This window comes from Martelella mangrovi, assembly GCF_040545495.1.
Classification (GTDB): Bacteria; Pseudomonadota; Alphaproteobacteria; order Rhizobiales; family Rhizobiaceae; genus Martelella; species Martelella mangrovi.
Map to the genome: position 1 here is coordinate 38,324 of NZ_JBEPLY010000010.1, position 17,446 is coordinate 55,769.

Annotated in this window: 18 protein-coding genes; 10 read left to right on the plus strand and 8 right to left on the minus strand. The window is 61.1% G+C overall.

Annotated elements, in window-relative coordinates; translation table 11 throughout:
• Window positions 1-22: 22 nt before the first annotated feature.
• The 8 genes from hydA (at window position 23) to ABID12_RS14105 (ending at window position 8,654) form a co-directional block, all read left to right on the plus strand.
• Window positions 23-1,474 (plus strand): dihydropyrimidinase, encoded by a 1,452-nt coding sequence (hydA, locus tag ABID12_RS14070; RefSeq protein WP_354434753.1) that lies wholly within the window; start codon window positions 23-25, stop codon window positions 1,472-1,474.
• A gap of 57 nt (window positions 1,475-1,531) precedes the next feature.
• Window positions 1,532-2,818 (plus strand): ABC transporter substrate-binding protein, encoded by a 1,287-nt coding sequence (locus ABID12_RS14075; protein WP_354434754.1) that lies wholly within the window; start codon window positions 1,532-1,534, stop codon window positions 2,816-2,818.
• Window positions 2,819-2,890: 72 nt separating this feature from the next.
• On the plus strand, window positions 2,891-3,874 hold the full coding sequence (locus ABID12_RS14080) for an ABC transporter ATP-binding protein (protein WP_354434755.1): 984 nt from the start codon (window positions 2,891-2,893) through the stop codon (window positions 3,872-3,874).
• Window positions 3,858-4,769, plus strand: coding sequence for an ABC transporter permease (locus ABID12_RS14085; protein WP_354434756.1), 912 nt, complete (start codon window positions 3,858-3,860; stop codon window positions 4,767-4,769). Before ABID12_RS14080 ends, ABID12_RS14085 begins: the two co-directional genes overlap by 17 nt.
• On the plus strand, window positions 4,766-5,590 hold the full coding sequence (locus ABID12_RS14090) for an ABC transporter permease (protein WP_319520497.1): 825 nt from the start codon (window positions 4,766-4,768) through the stop codon (window positions 5,588-5,590). The genes ABID12_RS14085 and ABID12_RS14090 overlap by 4 nt, the downstream gene beginning before the upstream one ends.
• Window positions 5,591-5,671: 81 nt before the next feature.
• Window positions 5,672-6,469 carry a (S)-ureidoglycine aminohydrolase gene (gene allE, locus ABID12_RS14095; protein WP_354434757.1) on the plus strand — a complete coding sequence of 266 codons (798 nt, stop codon included), beginning with the start codon at window positions 5,672-5,674 and terminating at the stop codon, window positions 6,467-6,469.
• On the plus strand, window positions 6,450-7,721 hold the full coding sequence (locus ABID12_RS14100; RefSeq protein ID WP_354434758.1) for a M20 family metallo-hydrolase: 1,272 nt from the start codon (window positions 6,450-6,452) through the stop codon (window positions 7,719-7,721). The genes allE and ABID12_RS14100 overlap by 20 nt, the downstream gene beginning before the upstream one ends.
• A gap of 90 nt (window positions 7,722-7,811) precedes the next feature.
• Window positions 7,812-8,654 carry a BtpA/SgcQ family protein gene (locus tag ABID12_RS14105; protein WP_354434759.1) on the plus strand — a complete coding sequence of 281 codons (843 nt, stop codon included), beginning with the start codon at window positions 7,812-7,814 and terminating at the stop codon, window positions 8,652-8,654.
• Window positions 8,655-8,763: 109 nt separating this feature from the next.
• On the opposite strand, the gene ABID12_RS14110 is transcribed toward ABID12_RS14105, so the two are convergent.
• Both ABID12_RS14110 and ABID12_RS14115 read right to left on the minus strand, forming a co-directional pair.
• The gene (locus ABID12_RS14110) at window positions 8,764-9,420 is read right to left on the minus strand and encodes a TenA family protein (protein WP_354434760.1); all 657 of its coding nucleotides are present in this window, start codon (window positions 9,418-9,420) and stop codon (window positions 8,764-8,766) included.
• Between the two features lie 11 nt (window positions 9,421-9,431).
• Window positions 9,432-10,277, minus strand: a complete 846-nt coding sequence (locus ABID12_RS14115; RefSeq protein ID WP_354434761.1) for a BtpA/SgcQ family protein — start codon at window positions 10,275-10,277, stop codon at window positions 9,432-9,434.
• Window positions 10,278-10,300: 23 nt separating this feature from the next.
• On the opposite strand from ABID12_RS14115, the gene ABID12_RS14120 reads away from it, so the two are divergent.
• Window positions 10,301-11,200: a PfkB family carbohydrate kinase gene (locus tag ABID12_RS14120; protein WP_354434762.1), complete on the plus strand. Its 900-nt coding sequence runs from the start codon at window positions 10,301-10,303 to the stop codon at window positions 11,198-11,200.
• Window positions 11,201-11,242: 42 nt separating this feature from the next.
• Here ABID12_RS14120 and ABID12_RS14125 read toward each other — a convergent pair whose 3' ends face one another.
• Genes ABID12_RS14125 through ABID12_RS14150 form a run of 6 tightly spaced genes read right to left on the minus strand, consistent with a single transcriptional unit; the run spans window position 11,243 to window position 16,930 of the window.
• Window positions 11,243-12,013 (minus strand): glutamine amidotransferase, encoded by a 771-nt coding sequence (locus ABID12_RS14125; protein ID WP_354434763.1) that lies wholly within the window; start codon window positions 12,011-12,013, stop codon window positions 11,243-11,245.
• Between the two features lie 19 nt (window positions 12,014-12,032).
• Entirely contained in the window at window positions 12,033-13,112 is a 1,080-nt protein-coding gene (locus ABID12_RS14130) for a phosphotriesterase family protein (RefSeq protein WP_354434764.1), read from the minus strand.
• Complete coding sequence (locus ABID12_RS14135) at window positions 13,112-14,119, minus strand: ABC transporter permease (protein WP_354434765.1); 1,008 nt, start codon at window positions 14,117-14,119, stop codon at window positions 13,112-13,114. Before ABID12_RS14135 ends, ABID12_RS14130 begins: the two co-directional genes overlap by 1 nt.
• Window positions 14,116-14,925, minus strand: coding sequence for an ATP-binding cassette domain-containing protein (locus ABID12_RS14140; RefSeq protein ID WP_354434766.1), 810 nt, complete (start codon window positions 14,923-14,925; stop codon window positions 14,116-14,118). The genes ABID12_RS14135 and ABID12_RS14140 overlap by 4 nt, the downstream gene beginning before the upstream one ends.
• Window positions 14,922-15,875, minus strand: a complete 954-nt coding sequence (locus tag ABID12_RS14145) for an ABC transporter substrate-binding protein (RefSeq protein WP_435528237.1) — start codon at window positions 15,873-15,875, stop codon at window positions 14,922-14,924. The genes ABID12_RS14140 and ABID12_RS14145 overlap by 4 nt, the downstream gene beginning before the upstream one ends.
• 20 nt (window positions 15,876-15,895) lie before the next feature.
• On the minus strand, window positions 15,896-16,930 hold the full coding sequence (locus ABID12_RS14150; protein ID WP_354434767.1) for a LacI family DNA-binding transcriptional regulator: 1,035 nt from the start codon (window positions 16,928-16,930) through the stop codon (window positions 15,896-15,898).
• 357 nt (window positions 16,931-17,287) lie between these two features.
• Here ABID12_RS14150 and ABID12_RS14155 point away from each other — a divergent pair, with 357 nt between their 5' ends.
• Window positions 17,288-17,419: a hypothetical protein gene (locus ABID12_RS14155; RefSeq protein ID WP_354434768.1), complete on the plus strand. Its 132-nt coding sequence runs from the start codon at window positions 17,288-17,290 to the stop codon at window positions 17,417-17,419.
• Window positions 17,420-17,446: the final 27 nt, after the last annotated feature.

Here is a 17,446-nt window from a genome sequence, read left to right on the forward strand (position 1 = left end):
GACAGGTAATCAGGAGAGCGAAATGGACGTCGAACTGGCCTTGCGGGGCGGTGTCATTGCCAATGCGGACGGTGTTTTGACAGCGGATGTGGGTATTGCAGGCGGGAAGATCGTCGCCGTCGGCGATGTTGGTGATGCCCGCCGGAGCATTGATGTTTCCGGATTGGTCCTGACCCCCGGTGGCGTCGACACGCATTGCCATCTCGATCAGGTCGAGCCCGGAATGGGCTATGGTGCGGAGAGCCTCGAAACCGGCGGGCGGTCGGCTCTTGCCGGCGGCACGACCACGGCGGTCTCGTTCATAGCGCAGTTCGAAGGGGCCTCGATCGAGGAAATTTTCGCCGAAACGATGCGGCGCGCGCAACGCTCCCTGATCGACTATTCGTTCCATCAGATCATTACCAATGCCGATGACGCGACCATCGGCGCGATCCCCGATCTTGTGCAAAAGGGCGTGCGCAGCCTGAAGGTGTTTCTCACCTATGACGATGCCCATCTGAGCGACCGGGAATTTCTCAGAGTGCTGGCGGCGGCGCGCCGGGAAGGCGCGATGGTCTGCGTTCACTGCGAGAATTACGATGGCATCGGCTGGATGACCGAGCAACTGCTCGCCCAGGGGATGACCGCGCCGAAATATCACGCATGGTCGCGGCCCAAGGTTCTGGAGCGTGAGGCGACCTACCGGGCGATAGCGCTTGCCGAACTGGTGGACCAGCCCATCCAGGTTTTCCATGTGTCCTGCGCCGAGGTTGCCGAGGAGATCGGCCGCGCCCAGTCGCGCGGGCTCAAGGTCTGGGGCGAGACATGCCCGCAATATCTGGTGCTGAGCGAAGACGATATGGACCGGCCCGGCTTCGAGGGCGCGAAATATATGTGCAGCCCCGCGCCGCGCCGACAGGAAGATGCCGCCGGGCTGTGGGAGATGATCGGTCGCGGCACCATCGACGTGATCTCGTCCGACCACAGCGCCTTCAACATGACGGGCGTGTTTTCGAAGGATCGCCACGGAACGGATGCCTCATTCGACAAGATTCCCAATGGCGTTCCGGGTGTCGGCTCGCGCATGCCGATCGTGTTTTCCGAGGGCGTTTCGAAAGGGCGCATCTCGCTCGAACAGTTCGTGGCGCTCACCGCCGCCAATCCGGCCAAGCTCTACGGCCTGTGGCCGGCGAAGGGGCAGATCGCCGTCGGCGCCGATGCCGACATCGTGGCCTGGGACCCGGACCGGCGCGTCACCATCACCAATGACCTGCTTCAGCACGTCGTCGACTATACGCCCTATGAGGGCATGGAAGTTGTCGGCTGGCCGCAGATGACATGGTTGCGCGGCGCGCTTGTCATGCGCGACGGCGTCGTTTCCGCCGAGCCGGGCGCCGGTCAATTTCTGGCGCGCGGGCCGTATGAGAAAGCCACGCCTCGCAACGTTCTTGCCAATGATTTCAACCCGTCCTGTATCGCTCCGGGCCAGCCATGAAACGTAAACGCCACCCGAGGGCGACGGGTGGGTCCAATATAAAAAGGGAACTTCGCAATGACTGGGACAAAATCGAAAATCTCGCGCCGTAGCGTGCTGAAAGGCGCGGCGGCTCTGGGTGGTGCGGCCGCCGGATCGGGTGTGATCACCGGCTTTCCGACCATCTGGGCGCAGAACATCAAGGACATCGTCCTGCGCTCGACGAGCACCGGCACGGCCTCTGCCAATGCCATTGCCGCCAAGGCCAAGGAAGACCTCGGCATCACGATCCAGATGACGGCGCTGGATACCGATTCCGTCAACAACCGTATTGTTACCCAGCCAAATTCCTACGAACTGGCCGATATCGAGTATTTCAGCTGCAAGAAGATCTTCCCGACCGGCGTTCTGCAGCCGATCGATGTGAACCGCGTCAAATCCTATGACGACATCGTTTCCATCTTCAAGGACGGCAAGCTGACGCCGGACAGCAAACTGGCGCAGGGCACTGCCCCGCACACGGTTTCCTATGTGACCGGCCAGGATTCGACCGAATTCGCGCCGTCGCCGACCGAATGGATGACCCTGATCCCGACGACCTACAATGCCGATACGCTCGGTATCCGTCCCGATCTCGTCGGCCGGCCGATCACCAACTGGAGCGACATCATGGACCCGGCCTTCAAGGGCCGCACCGCCATCGTCAACATTCCCTCGATCGGCATCATGGACGCGGCCATGATCCTGGAATCCCAGGGCGCTATAACCTATGGCGACAAGGGCAACATGACCAAGGAAGAAATCGACAAGACCGCCGCCTTCCTGATCGAAGCCAAGCGTGCCGGGCAGTTCCGGGCATTGTGGAAATCCTTCGACGAGAGCGTCAACCTGATGTCCTCCGGCGAGGTCGTCATCCAGTCGATGTGGTCGCCCGCCGTTGCCGCGGTCCGCTCCAAGGGCATTCCGTGCGTGTTCCAGCCCTTGCAGGAAGGCTACCGCGCATGGGGCGGCGGCTTCGGCATTGCCAGCCACCTGAGCGGGATCGAACTGGACGCAGCCTATGAATACATCAACTGGTATCTGTCCGGTTGGGTCGGCGCCTACCTCAACCGTGAAGGCTATTACAGCGCCAACATGACCTCGGCGAAGAAATTCATGACCGAGGACGAATGGGGCTTCTGGGTCGAGGGCAAACCGGCGCAGGGCGATATCGTCAGCCCCGAAGGCGTGAAGATGGAAGGGCCCGGGGCCGTGCGCGATGGCGGCTCCTTCGAGGAACGCATGGGCAATATCGCATGCTGGAACTCGGTCATGGACGAGGATCGCCACATGGTCAGCAAGTGGAATGAGTTCGTCGCTGCATAAGCGGCTGTCTGCCACCCGTGCCCGGCCTCGCAAAGGCCGGGCAATCCTCACGATATCGATAGCGGGGCACCCGTGACCACCAAATACGACGTTGAACTGATTGCAGCGACGAAGCGTTACGGCAATACCGTCGCCGTCAACGCGATCTCCCTGCGCATTGCTTCCGGAACCTATTGCTGCCTTCTGGGGCCGAGCGGATGCGGAAAGACATCGACACTGCGCATGATCGCAGGCCACGAAGATGTTTCGGAAGGCGACATTCTCGTCAACAACAGGAATGTCACCGAGTTCGCGCCCGCCGAACGCGGAACGGCGATGATGTTCCAGAATTACGCCCTCTTCCCGCATATGACCTGCCTTGAAAACGTTGCCTTCAGCCAGCGTATGAAGGGGGTTGGCCGCGCCCGGCGTCTGGAAATGGCGCGAGAGTTCCTCTCGCTTGTCGAGATGAGCGCGTTCGAAAAACGCCGTCCGGGAGAGCTTTCAGGCGGACAGCAGCAGCGTGTCGCCCTGGCGCGCGCGCTGATCACCAAGCCGAAGGTGCTGCTTCTCGATGAGCCGCTTTCCGCGCTCGATCCGTTCCTGCGGCTGAAAATGCGCGAGGAGCTCAAACAGTTTCAGCGCGAGCTCGGCATCACATTCATTCATGTAACCCACAGCCAGGACGAGGCGCTGGCGCTCGGCGACCAGATCGTCGTCATGCATGACGGCGAGATCAGCCAGAGCGGACCGGCAGCCGACGTATTCGACCGGCCGGACAATGATTTCGTGGCGCGCTTTATCGGCGGTCACAACGTGATTACCCGCGAAGACAGAAAGGTCGCCGTGCGCGCCGACCGGCTCAAACTGGCCGAAAGCGCCGCGACAGCACTCATGACCTGCAACGTGACCGCCGTCGAATATCAGGGCACCCATGCGCGGATCGTCATGAAGGATCCCGACGCGGCGGAGAGCCTGACGATGCAGGTCCCTGACGCGGAATTCAAGGAACGGCCGATTGACGTCGGCGCCGATATCGGCATTCGCTGGGAGGCCGCCGATGAGCACAGTCTCTGATGCTGTAACAAACCCGTCCAAACGGTCCCGTCGGCGCCATCCGAACAAGCCGCCGGGATGGCTGGCCTACGTGCAGATCGCACCGCTCACGCTGGTTTTGACCCTGTTCCTCGTCCTGCCGCTGATCATGGTTCTGATCGTCAGCTTCTTCGACTACGATTCCTTCCGGGTCATCCCGGATTTCGTGTTGACCAACTACAAGGAGATGCTGTTTTCGGCGACGATCTGGCGGACGCTGTGGAGCACGATCCGCTTCACGCTCTATGTGCTGGCGATCACCGCCGTTCTCGGCTTTCTGGTTGCCTATTACGTGGCGTTCTATGTCCGTCGTCCGGGCGTGAAAACGCTGTTCTTTCTCGCCTGCGCGGTTCCGTTTCTGACCTCGAACATCATCCGCATGATTTCCTGGGTTCCCTATCTCGGCAGAAACGGATTGCTGAACGATGCGCTGGTTTCGACCGGGGTTATCGACAAGCCGTTGGATATGCTGCTGTATTCGCCCTTTGCAGTCATCCTCGTCTATGTCTACCTCTATACGCTCTTCATGGTCACGCCGCTGTTCAACAGCATGATGCGGATCGACAAGAGCCTTGTCGAGGCGGCGACCGATGCAGGGGCAAAACCCTGGCAGATCATGATGTTTGTGATCCTGCCGCTGTGCAGGTCCGGCTTTGCCATCGGCGCGGTGTTCATCATTACGCTGGTGATGAGCGATTATGTCACCGTCCGGCTGATGAGCGGCGGGCAGAGCGCCTCAACGGTGCTGCTGATTTCCAATCAGATCTCGCTTCTCCAGTATCCGGCCGCCTGCGCCAACGCCATTCTGCTTCTTGTGGTAGTGATGAGCGCAATCGGCGCGATGTTGCGTAACGTCGATATCAGGAGGTCGTTGTGATCCGGCACAGTGCATTGTCCCGTCTTCTGCAGATTATCTTCGCAGCGTTTCTTCTGTTCCTCTACGGGCCGACGATCACGATCGGCATCCTTGCGTGGCAGGGGCCGCTGGGTGGGCTGACCTTTCCGCTCGTCGATCCGTCTCCACACTGGTTCGCGCAGCTTTTCGCGGTCCAGCGGGTTGGCGATATCGGCGGTTCGCTCTCACGTTCGCTCATTCTCGCCTGCATGGTGATGATGGCGAATGTCCTGATCGTGGTGCCGGCCGGTCTGGCGCTGCGCAAGCGGTTTGCAGGCGATCGTCTGATCTTCACCATGACCATTGTGAGCCTTGTGGTGCCGTCCATTCTCGTCAGCCTCGGTGTCGGCCTGCTGTTCAGTCAGGCGGGGCTGGACTCAGCCTGGTATTCAAGCGCTTTCGGCGCGCAGCTGACCTGGACACTGCCCTTCGGCCTGCTGGTGATGATCGGCGTTCTGTCGCGGCTGGACAGGAGCTATGAGGAAGCCGCCATCGACCTTGGCGCGACCCGCTGGCAGACCTTCTGGCATGTCGTCTTTCCCATCGTGCTGCCGAACATCATCGGCATCATGCTCTTCGGTTTCAGCCTCTCTTATGACGAGTTCGCCCGGACCGTGCTGACCGGCGGCAGCTACAACACCCTGCCGCTCGAGATCTATGCCATGACCAACAACGTCACCACGCCGGTGCTCTATGCGCTTGGAACCGCGACGACGGCCGTTTCCTTCGCCGCCATGGCCATCGGCTTTTTCCTCATAACGCTGTCGCGGCGGCGTGTCCGGTCATCTGCGAAAGGACACTAGCTCTCTGCACCGCGTATTGCCGGAAACGGGCGCGGCCGTCGCGACATTCATCATTCCCGCAATCTCAGGAGAAAAAACGACATGCATCCCCGGGACTTCAAGATCAAACCCGGACGTATAATGCCCGGCGCTTTCGGCCATAATCGTGGCGTCGTCCAGCGCAATTATGCGGTTATGCCCCCCGAAGGCATCATGGACAGCTACCTGCCCAATTACGAAAACACCATTGTCCGCTTTCAGGCCGCCCCCGCCCTTGGCGCGCGGTTCGCGCAGGCAATGCTGCACATCGCGCCGGGCGGCGGCACGGTCCAGCCGTTTTCCGATCCGCTGCAGCGGTTCTTCTATGTCATCGGCGGTGCTGTCGAACTGGATATCGATGGGCTTGGTCCGCAAACCCTGGAGGCCGATGGTTTTGCCTATATTCCGCCGGGCCGGCGTTTTTCGATCCGCAATCACGGATCGGAGGAGGCGAGGGTGCTCGGCCTCAAGAAACCATATGTATCGATCGGGCTGGAGCCGCCGGAAGCGATCGTGTCCCAACGGTCAGCGGTTGAAAAAGTCAATCACAACAATACCGAAGGGCGCACATGGGAGCATCTGCTTCCCTTTGGCGATCTCCGCTTCGATATGGAGATGAATATCCTCAGCTTCGCGCCGGGCGCACACTTCCCGGATGTGGAAACCCATATCATGGAGCATGGCCTGTTCATGCTCGAAGGGCAGGGGATGTATCTGCTCGACACCGACTGGCATGAAGTCTGGCAGGATGATTTCATCTGGATGGGGCCCTACTGCCCGCAGCTCTTCTATCCGACCGGCTGGACCACGTCGGCCTATCTTCTCTACAAGGATGTCAACCGTGACGTCACCTTCGACTGAACTGATGGCGCGCGCCAGAGCGGTTCTGGACAGGATCGATGCATTGGCATCGATCTCCGACGACACCGATGCACTGACGCGGCTTTTCCTGTCTCCGGCCCATATCAAGGCAAACAGAACCTTGCTCAGCTGGATGGAACAGGCGGGGCTGGACGGTTTTGCCGATCCGGTCGGCAATGTCATCTGTGAACTCCCCGGAACGACGAATTCCCGCCCGCCCCTGATGCTCGGATCGCATATCGACACGGTGCGTGATGCCGGAAAATATGACGGAACGCTGGGCGTCCTCGTTGCGCTCAACTGCCTGGAACATCTGAAGGCGCGGGGCGTGCCCCCCTCCGTCCCGATCCGGCTTGTTGCCTTCGGCGATGAGGAGGGCGTGCGCTTCGGCTCGACCATACTGGGAAGCCGCGCCGTGGCGGGTCTGACAACGGCGGATGACCTTAAGCGTGCGGACCCGGATGGGGTAACGGTGTATGATGCGCTGATAGAGGCCAGTTTCGAGCCGGAAGACTTCGCGGCTGCGTCGATGACGGACAGTCCGCCCGCAGCCTATGTGGAATTGCACAACGAGCAGGGGCCGGTGCTCGACACGGCGGGTGAAAGTCTGGCCTGCGTGAGCGCCATTGTCGGATCGCGCCGGATGCTGGTGGAGATCAACGGCCTGTCGGGCCATGCGGGGACCGTTCCGATGAGCGAGCGGCAGGATGCGCTGGCGGCCGCTGCGGAATGCATTTGCCTGATCGAAGATGCCTGCCGGCGGCCCGATATGGTCGGCACGGTCGGCTTTCTCGAAACCCATCCCAATGCCGGCAATGTCATTGCGGGCCGCGTACGGTTCTCTCTCGATATCCGCAGTCACGATGATGCATTGCTGAAGTCGGTCTGCGACGGGATCGAGGAAAAGATCGCCGAAATCTGTGCACGGCGCGATGTCGACGTTACCTTCGAGACAACGGGCGGCGCGCATGCGACACGCTGCGACGACCGACTGATCCAGATGATCGAGAAATCGATCCCGGGAAATGCCGACCAGGTTCGGCGTCTTCCGAGCGGCGCGGGCCATGATGGCATTGCCATGAGCAACATCTGCCCGATCGGGATGATCTTTGTCCGCTGTGCAAAAGGGATCAGCCACCACCCGGACGAAGCCGTCGATGTGCATGACATTGCTGCTGCAATCGGCGCCATGGACCGGTTCATCGAATTGTACGAGCGCGAGCAGGTGCTGCCCTCACCGGAAGGGTCCTGACCGCGCTTGCAGACGGCATCGGGCGCGGTGCGGAACCGCGTCTGTCTGATCCTGAAAAAACAAACTTCAAATCATATCAAAGAGGAAACGATGACACCGCCCAAGGTACTGCCGCCAAAAGACGATATGCTGGAAACGCTTTTTCCGGTCAAAAAACCGGTGATCGGCGTCATCCATCTGAGACCGCTGCCCGGTGCGCCCAGATATGAAGGCGAGGCCGTCCGGGACATCTATGCCGCTGCCGCCCGCGATGCCAGGACGCTGGCTGATGGCGGGATCGACGGCATTATCGTTGAAAATGCCAGCGATCTTCCTTTTGCCCGGCCGGAATCCATCGGTCCCGAAACCGTGGCCGCGCTGACGGCCGCATGTCTGGAAGTGCGCAATGCCGTCGATGTGCCGATCGGCATCACCTGCGTCGCCAATGGCGCAATCCCGGCGCTGGCCGTGGCGAAGGCCTCGGGCGCAAAATGGGTGCGCGTCAATCAGTGGGCCAATGCCTATGTCGCCAATGAGGGTTTTCTCAACGGCCCGGCGCCCGACGCGATGCGCTATCGCGCCCATATCGGCGCAAAAGATATCGCGATCTTCGCCGATGTTCACGTCAAGTTCGGCGCGCATGCGATCACGGCCGACCGGACGATCACCGAACAGGCGACCGATGCCGAATGGTTCGACGCCGACGTTCTCATCGCCACCGGCACGCGGACCGGATCTCCCACCCAGCCGGACGAGGTCGAGGATGTCCGTTCGGGAACCAACCTGCCGGTCATCATCGGCTCGGGCCTTTCGCCGGAACAGGTCCCCTCGCTGATGGCGGTTGCCGATGGCGCGATTGTCGGCCAGTGGCTGAAGGAAGACGGCCTTTGGTGGAACCCTGTCGATCCCCGCCGCGTCGAGGACCTGATGTCTGCCATCGGAAAGGTCCGCTGAGACCGTATATTTTGTCGAAGAGAGACGGGCGGAGCATGTTTCCGCCCGTCTTTTTTATGCTGGAAAATATGACATGTAATCGGCAGGAACCGGTTTTCATGGCGCGCGGTTATGCCGCCGTTTTCTCCTCATAGGCAGCGGAATGAAAGTCGATCTCAAGCCGCATCGCCTTGCCGAAGACGGCGCTCAGATGCGCCCGTTCGGCCCCGCTCAGCGTTTCGCCGGCCTCATCCAGCCGGTCCTTCAGCCATGTGGCTTGTGCGGCGAAGGTCTCGTCGGTGTGGAGACCGACCCATTCGGCGAGAAGCGGATCGGAAATGGTGTTCTGCGCCGCCTGTTTCGACCATGTCCAGTACATCCATTCGGCCGCGAACATGGCCGCGACCGTATCGATGAAACCGCCATCCTGGGCGATCGCCAGCATGCCATCGCGAAAACGGGCAACGGCCGGGAGGTCGACGTCGAAATCGGCCACATCGATGCCGCGTGCGATAAATGTGCGCTCGAAATAGGCGATCTGGCTGTTGGCGAGCGCGTCGAGAACGCCGATCAGCCAGCGCCGGTCGGTCATGGTCTCGGCCTTGGCGGTCGCATAGGCAAAGATCGAGATCGCGGTTTCGACAAAGGCGCCCTCGAAGACGAGATAGCGTTCGAACGCGCTTTTCGGCAGCGTATCGGCCTTGATGTCCTCGACGAAACGGTGGGCGACCATTTCGTCGAAAACGGTTCTGTTTTCGCGCAGGATGAAGTCGGAAAGCTTTTCCATATTCCGGTTCCTCAATCGCGGCCGAGCGCCGGGCGCGCGGCATCCATGAAGGCCTTCACCCGTTCCGGATCGACCGGGTTCCACCATACGCCGCCTTCTTTCAGCGAAGACGCAACGATGACGCCGTTGGTGCGGGCGAGGATTTCGCCGATATTGTCCTTGGTCACGCCCGAGCCCACCATCAGCGGCAGGTCGGTGGCCGAGCGGACCTCGTCGATCTCCTCGATGGTCGCGGCATTGCCGGTGCGCTGGCCGGTGGCAATCACCACGTCGGCATCGAAGAAGGCAAGGTCGCGGGTCTGCTCGGGAATGGTGCGGTCGGCGGTGATGGCGTGGGCGCCGTGCTTGACGTGGCTGTCGGCGAACACCTTGATGTGCTCGGCGCGCAGCAGCGAGCGATAGCGCAGCGCCTCGCCGGCACGGCCTTCCATGAAGCCCTCATTGGCGACATAGGCATTGGCCCACTGGTTGACGCGGATGAAGCTGGCGCCGCCGGCAAGCGCGATTGCCAAGGCCGGGATCGGCGCGTTTGCCAGCACATTGATGCCGAGCGGAACGCCGGTTGCCGTCTTGATACGATCCGTCACCACCGACATGAAGGCCGCCGTTTCGTGGCCCATGTCCTCGGGTTTGGAAAACGGGATATCGCCATGGTTTTCGATCACCAGCCCGTCGAGCCCGCCGCCGATCAGGGCATCCGCATCGCGCATGCAGGCGTCGTAGATGGTATCGATCGAGGCGTTTTTGTAACGCGGCGAGCCGGGAAAGGACGGGCAATGGATCATTCCAAGCAAAGCCTTGTCAGCCTGGAATATTTCCCGTATGGCGCTTGAAGTTCCACTTGATATTTTCTGCATAAAGTTCTCCAGGAAGCTAAAAAATGCGTGCGTTTGTGATTGGCAATGCCGCCATTGACGAAACAATTTCAGTCGACGGGCTTCCCGAGCCCGGCGTTTCTATTCTGGGCCGGATCGCCAGCCGCGATCTTGGCGGCAAAGGCACGAACCAGGCCGTTGTGATGGCGCGCGGCGGGCTTGAAACGACACTCGTTTCGGCCACCGGCGAGGATTTCCGCTCCGCCATGATCCGCGAACAGCTTGCAGAGGAACCGCTTGCTGCGCGGCTTTCCTCCGTTGCCGGCATCTCCACCGATTTCTCGATGGTTCTGACCACCCCGGACGGCGAAAATTCCATCGTCACCACCACCGAGGCCGCCGAGGCCCTGCCGCTTGAGGCAGCGCTTGAAGCGCTCGGCGAGGCCGCCCCCGGCGACTTCCTCGTCATGCAGGGCAATCTCGGGGCCGAAACCACCGAAACGCTGCTGAAAACCGGCCGCGAACGCGGACTGGTGACGGCCTTCAATCCGTCGCCGCTCAGGCCGTATTTCGAGCGCCTCTGGCCCTTCATCGACATTGCCTTTCTCAACGAGAGCGAAAGCCTGAGCCTTGCCGGTTCCACCGGGCGAAAAGCCGCCGAAGCGCTCCACGCCAAGGGCATTCGCCAGGTTGTGCTGACCGCCGGTACCGACGGCGCCATGCTGAGCACGGCCGGCGGCGACTTGATTCATATTCCCGCCGTCAAGGCGAAAGCCATCGACACCACCGGCGCCGGCGACACCTTCATGGGCGCGGCACTGGCGTCCGCGGCACGCAGGGGTGGCATGCTCGACCAGCGCGCCATTTCCCATGCAGCGGCCGCCTCGGCGCTGGCCGTGGCCCGGCGCGGAACGCGCCGTGCCTTTCCCAGTCGGGACGAACTTGCCGAAATTTTCGCCGGTTAGGGGGAACCGGCGGGTTGGGGAGGCAAGTCCGTCCCGGTCCCGTCAATCCTTTGCGGCCAGCCAGCCGAGGATGTTCTTCCACAGCTTGCCGTAGCCTTCCCATTCGCAGAAAGCCGGCGACAGCCAGTGCGGGCCGATATCCGAGGTCCAGACCGCGCTTTTGCCCTTGCCGGCCTTGCCGGTGACCAGCAGCGGGTGGCCGCCCTGATCTTCGGGCAGGCGGGCAACCACGTCGATATCGTCCCGCTCGCGCAGCTCGACCTCGTTGACGCCGAGCATGACCGGCCATTCGCCGGAGATGCCGGCAAGCGTCGGGTGATCGGCCATCAGGATATCGGGCGTCGTGCCTTCCGGGATTTCCACGCGGTCGTCCCACGGCAGGCAGGTGACCGGCAGAACCTCTTCGACAGCCGTGCGCCGCCAGCGGGCCTTGCCGTCAATGCCCTGGAAGGAGAAATAGCCGCCGCACATCAGAAGGCCGCCGCCCTTTTCAACCCAGGCCCTGATCAGCTTCAGGCGGTTGGGAACCGTCTTCGACTGCAGCCAGACCGCCGGCGGAAGGAGCAGCGTATTGGCGCCGATGTCGGACAGGATGATGACGTCATATTCATCGAGCCCTTCCATCTCGAACGGAAAGCCGTCGGCGGCTTCATGCGCGGTCATGTAGGTCAGCTCGAATTCGCTGTCCTTCAGGGCGTTGACCAGCGGCGTTGCGCCAAGGTGGAAGTGGACGCTGCCGAACTGATCGAAACCCTTGTAATGGGTTTCGGAGGTGACCCAGCTTTCGCCGACCAGAAGTACTTTTGTTGTCATTTCAATTCCGTTTTGTTGTTCATTGCGCGGTAAAGCCGCTGTCGAAAACGGCGCGCGGATTGTTGTTCATCAGCCGGGTCAGCACGCCTTCATCAAGCCCGTGGCGCGCAAGGCGCGGCAGGAAGTGTTTGAGGATGAAGGCATAGCCGTGACCACCATAATGGGTCAGCATCATCTTCAGGAACACGTCATGCGACAGCAGGATGCGGCTCTCATGCCCGGCCTCGACCAGCTTGACGATGGCGCGGGCGCATTCCTCGTCGCTCGGGCACTGGGTCTGCTGGTCGGCGTAGAAAAAGTCCGAGCCGATCATGTCGTATTCGATGAAGGCGCCGCGGGCGGCGAGTTCGCTCTGATAGGTGAAATCGTCATGGGACGGGTTCATGTGGCAGAGCACGGTGTGTTTCAGGTCCGCCCCTTCGGCCTCGGCGATATCCAGAACGTCATGGCCAAGGCGGAACCAGCCGGGCAGGTGGACCATCAGCGGCAGGCCGGTGCGGGCCTGCGCCCGTGCCGCACCGCGCAGCGATTTTCGCTCGGCTTCGGTAAAGTCGGCGGAAACGCCGATTTCGCCGATCAGGCCGATCCTGACATTCGTCCCATCGACACCGTTGACGGCTTCATTGACGATCTCGTCGGCAATGTAGTCTTCGGACATCGCGGCGAGCTTTTCCGGATGCGAGCTTTCAAGGTAATACCCGGCGCCAATGACGATGTTGAGCCCGGTCGCCTTCGAAATCCGTCGCATGGCCAGCGGATTGCGGCCGATGCCCTGACAGGTGGGCTCGACCAGCGTTTTGCCGCCAGCCTTCACCAGCGCCGAGAGTTCCTCAACCGCCAGCGTCTCGTCATCCAGCGTGATATTGTGCTTGTTGACGAAGGGGTCCTGATGCAGTTCGCTGAGGATCTCCATGCAGATGAAGCTGTCGGCCAGGTACTGGCGCTCGGGCGTTTTCGGCGGGTTCCACCAGCATGTGCAGTCGTTCAGCACATGCTCGTGCATCAGCGTAACGCCGAGATCGGCGGCGCTGATCGGGCCGTTGACGGTCATGACCTTGCCGGAGCCCGTATGGGCTTCGGAAAGCTCGGTTGCAGACATTACTTGCCTCCCTTGCCGCGCCCGAAACTGAAATTCGTTCCGAAGATGCGGGTGTTGAGCCAGATCGCCAGCAGAATGATCGCGCCTGTAACGATCTGGGTGAAGAAGGGCGAGATGTGCAGCAGGATCAGGCCATTGCCGATTACGGCGATGGTCATCGTGCCGAGCACGGTGCCCAGAATGGTGCCGCGTCCGCCCATCAGCGACGTGCCGCCAAGAACCACGGCGGCGATCGCCTGAAGCTCGAAACCGACAGCAGCATTGGACGAGCCGGAGCCGAGACGGGCGGCCATCAGCAGGCCGGCCAGCGCACAGGCAAGGCCCGAGAGAACATAAACCGACATCAGCACAAATTTGGCGGGCATGCCGACACGGCGGGCGGCTTCCAGATTGGAGCCGACGGCAACCACCTGGCGGCCGTAACGGGTCTTGGCGATGACGACATAGCCGAGGATGGCGACAACCACGGCAACAATGGCGGGGAAGGGGATGCCGAAGAGTTCACCGCGGCCGAGGAACAGGAAACCATCGACGCCACGGATCGGGATTGAATAGCCCTTGGTCAGGTAAAGCGCGATGCCGCGGAAGATCGAAAGGCCTGCCAGCGTGACGATAAAGGCGGGGATGCCCTGATAGGAAACGAACCAGCCCTGAAACAGGCCGATCAGGCCCCCAAGTGCTAGCATCGCGACGATGGCCAGCGGCCACGGCATGCCGGCGGCGATGATCATGGCGACGACGGCGTTGATCACGGCGATGATTGATCCGGCGGAAAGGTCGATGCCACCGGTGACGATGACGAAGGTCATGGCGACGGCGACGACCAGAATGGGGGCTGCCTGACGCACGACGTTGAGCAGATTGCCGGCGGTCAGAAACGTATCGGTCGTGGCCGAAAAGAACACGACGCAGACGATGAAAAAGAAGGCGATGGAGAGAACCTGCGCATTCTCGCCGAGGAAATCGGCGAGCGGCGAGCCCTTCGCGCGTTCAGTGTAGGCGCTCAATGTTTTTCTCCCCCGACGATAAGCTGAACGAGGTCTTCAAGGCTGGTGTCTCCGATCATGCGTTCGGCGACCTTGGTGCCTTCATACATGACGGCAATGCGGTCGCAGACGCGGAACAGGTCCTGCAGCCGGTGAGTAATCAGCACGACGGAAACGCCCTTGGCCTTGACCCGGTTGATGAGATGCAGAACGGCTTCGACTTCGGCCACGGCAAGCGCGGATGTCGGCTCGTCCATGATCAACACTTTCGGCTGGAACGAGGCTGCGCGCGCGATGGCAATCGCCTGCCGCTGACCGCCGGAGAGCTTTTCCACCTTGGCGGAAAGCCGGGGAATGCGGATTTCCAGCGCTTCCAGCATGCGGGCTGCTTCCTCGGCCATTTTCTTGCGGTCGAGAAACAGGCCGCTGGAGATTTCACGACCCAGAAACAGATTGCCGACGACATCGATATGGTCGCACAGGCTCAGATCCTGGAACACCATCTCGATATTGCGGTTTCGCGCATCGGCGGGACCGGTCAGCTCGACCGCCTCGCCGCCGACCTTGATCGTGCCGCCATCGGGAATGTAGGTGCCCGAGATGATCTTGGTCAGCGTCGATTTGCCCGCCGCATTGTCGCCGACCAGTCCGAGGCATTCACCGGGATAAAGATCGAGATCGACGCCGCGCAAGGCCTGATGCGAGCCGAAGGTTTTCGTGATGCCGTGGAGAGAGACGGCGGGTTCTTTTGCGGGCTCTTCGGGCGAGCGAAGGGGAATATCCCCTTCGCCGCCGTCAGCACCGGACTGGTGAAGATCAGATGTCATTTAAAGATAGCGCGGTATGGTTCAACATTGGTTTCGTCGACGATGGTGACTGGAACCGAGATCGAGGCCTCGACGCTGTCGCCATTGGAAATGTCGTTGAGTGCTTCGACGGCAGCCGCGCCCATCAGGGACGGGTCCTGCTGGATGACGGCAACGAGGAAGCCGTCATCGATGGCGTTGATGGCCTGCGCCGTCAGGTCCCAGCCGAAGATCTTGATGTCGTCCTGCTTGCCCTGACTTTCGACAGCGGCAATCGCGCCCATCAGGGCCGGCTCGCCGGTTGCGTAGATCGCGGTGAGGTCGGGGTTGGCGGTGATCAGGTTTTCAGCCGCCGTCAGGGCGTTGTCCTGAATATTCTGGCCGTCGACAACACCGACGACCTCGATGCCGTCAACACCGGCGATCTTGTCTTCAAAGCCCTTCTCACGCACGTTTTGAATATAGGAGTTCAGCGCGCCGACGACGCCGACCTTTGCCGTGCCGTCCATATTGGCGTTGACGTAGTCGAGGAAGTAAGCGCCGATATCGCCACCGGCCTTGGCATTGTCGACACCGATCTGCGCCTTCTGCGGGCCGTCCGGCAGGATGGCGTCGATGGCGACAACCGGAATGCCGGCGTCGTCGGCCTGTTCGACGGCGGGCATGATGCCGTTGACATCGATGGCGACGACAGCAAGGCCGTCAACGCCTTCCTGGATATAGGTCTCGACGGCGTTGTTCTGCATCGCCGGGTCGTTGTTGGCATTGTAGATCTGCAGCTCGACGCCGAGTTCGGCGGCCTTTTCCTCGGCGCCACGATTGATGTCGTTGAAGAACAGGGCCTGCTGGTTGATCTGGACAAGTGCGAATGTCTTGTCGGCGGCATTGGCCGCGGTGGAAAGCGCGCCGGCCATCACGCCGGCAGCGAGAGCCGTCGAAAGCAGCGTTCTGCGGGAAAATTTGGGTAACATGAGTTCATCCTCTGGTTTGGTTATGAACGTCGCTTTTTTTCGATCGCCGGCGGCGCGACGGAACTCCGCACGACGATTTCAACGGGCAGCAGCTCTTGCCTCTCGAGCGGGGCGGACTGCTGCCAATCGGTTTGAAGGAGAAGCGAAAGCGAACGCGCCCCGATGGCGCGGACCGGCTGACGCACGGCGGTCAAGGGTGGCGTGAACAGATGAAGCGGGCCGACATCATCGAAGCCCACAACAGACACGCGGTCGGGAATGCTCACGCCTTCGGAATAAAGCACCTCGATCATGCCGATGGCGATTTCGTCCGAGCTTGCGAAAATGGCGGTGGCCGGCAGCTTCTCGTCCAGAAAACGGCGCGCGGCGTGACGCCCGGCTGAAACCGTGTACTCGCCGCGATAGCGCTTGATTTCAGCCTCTTCGCCGAACCGTTCACGCAGCCCCTGCTCAAGCCCCGCATAACGGCGCGTGGTGGAGATCATCTCGTCCGGACCACCGACAAACACCACCTTCTTGTGGCCGAACTCGGCGAGATGCTTGCCGGCAAGATAGCCGCCCTGGTGATTGTCGCAGAAAAGCTTGGGCACCATGGCGCCCGGCACATCTTCATCGACGATGACGACCTTGCCGGTGCGGTTGATCAGGCCGGCCAGTTCGCCGTCATCCGGGTGGTTGGTGACGAAGATCAGCCCGTCGACATGGTGGTGTTCGATCAGGCCGAGATATTTCATCTCGCGCCCCGGCCGGTTGAGCGTCGCGTTGAGCGAGACGGCAAGGCCAAGCTTGTCCGCCTCCTCCTCGATCGCCGCAACCAGCATGGCAAAGAACGGGTTGGCGATGTCGGGAATGACCAGACCGATCATGTCGGACCGGCCACGGCTCAAGCGCCGCGCATGCGGGTTCGGCACGTAACCGAGATCGCGGATGGCGGTTTCGATACGGGTACGGGTCTCATCCGGCAGCACCAGTGAGCCATTCAGCAGACGCGAAATCGTCGCCACGGAAACCCCCGCAGCCTTCGCCACATCTTTCAGGCCTGGTGCCTTCGCCATCTCATTCGCCCTCACGCAACCGTTTTTCCGGCTGTCTTTCAGAATCTGTAAAGCGATTTACTAAACCGCTTTACAAAAAGATTACAAAGTTCCCTTTTTGTCAATGCAGTTTTTTCGGATGGGTTGAGGGGGCAGTCTCTTGGTGCTTAATCAGATGCGCATTGAGAAGAGCTTTATGGTGGCGAGACAGTTGTCTGCGCGCTTGTCATAGCGTGTTGCGATACCGCGCGTTTCCTGGAGATGGTTTAAGAACGGCTTTACCAGATTTCGATGGCGGTACAGAAACGGACTGAAAGCAAAGTTCTTCCTGTGCCGTGGCCGCCAACTACGGATATAGGCCTCAAGGAACTCTTCGACGTGCGTGTGCTGCCCGGCGTGCGCTGCCCGATGGCGCTGCCGACTTTCGGCCCGGAGCTCGCAAGCTTCATCACCATCGAGGCCCCCGACAAACCACTTGCCGAACGCGGCTGGCACCCGCCCACGCAATAAAAACGGACGCTCTTCGCCCTGCAGCGC

Coding starts and splice junctions, on each gene's coding strand:
- hydA (WP_354434753.1), top strand. CDS start 23: ATGGACGTCGAACTGGCCTTGCGGGGCGGTGTCATTGCCAATGCGGAC.
- ABID12_RS14075 (WP_354434754.1), top strand. CDS start 1,532: ATGACTGGGACAAAATCGAAAATCTCGCGCCGTAGCGTGCTGAAAGGC.
- ABID12_RS14085 (WP_354434756.1), top strand. CDS start 3,858: ATGAGCACAGTCTCTGATGCTGTAACAAACCCGTCCAAACGGTCCCGT.
- allE (WP_354434757.1), top strand. CDS start 5,672: ATGCATCCCCGGGACTTCAAGATCAAACCCGGACGTATAATGCCCGGC.
- ABID12_RS14105 (WP_354434759.1), top strand. CDS start 7,812: ATGACACCGCCCAAGGTACTGCCGCCAAAAGACGATATGCTGGAAACG.
- ABID12_RS14110 (WP_354434760.1), bottom strand. CDS start 9,420: ATGGAAAAGCTTTCCGACTTCATCCTGCGCGAAAACAGAACCGTTTTC.
- ABID12_RS14115 (WP_354434761.1), bottom strand. CDS start 10,277: ATGCAGAAAATATCAAGTGGAACTTCAAGCGCCATACGGGAAATATTC.
- ABID12_RS14120 (WP_354434762.1), top strand. CDS start 10,301: ATGCGTGCGTTTGTGATTGGCAATGCCGCCATTGACGAAACAATTTCA.
- ABID12_RS14125 (WP_354434763.1), bottom strand. CDS start 12,013: ATGACAACAAAAGTACTTCTGGTCGGCGAAAGCTGGGTCACCTCCGAA.
- ABID12_RS14130 (WP_354434764.1), bottom strand. CDS start 13,112: ATGTCTGCAACCGAGCTTTCCGAAGCCCATACGGGCTCCGGCAAGGTC.
- ABID12_RS14140 (WP_354434766.1), bottom strand. CDS start 14,925: ATGACATCTGATCTTCACCAGTCCGGTGCTGACGGCGGCGAAGGGGAT.
- ABID12_RS14145 (WP_435528237.1), bottom strand. CDS start 15,875: ATGTTACCCAAATTTTCCCGCAGAACGCTGCTTTCGACGGCTCTCGCT.
- ABID12_RS14150 (WP_354434767.1), bottom strand. CDS start 16,930: ATGGCGAAGGCACCAGGCCTGAAAGATGTGGCGAAGGCTGCGGGGGTT.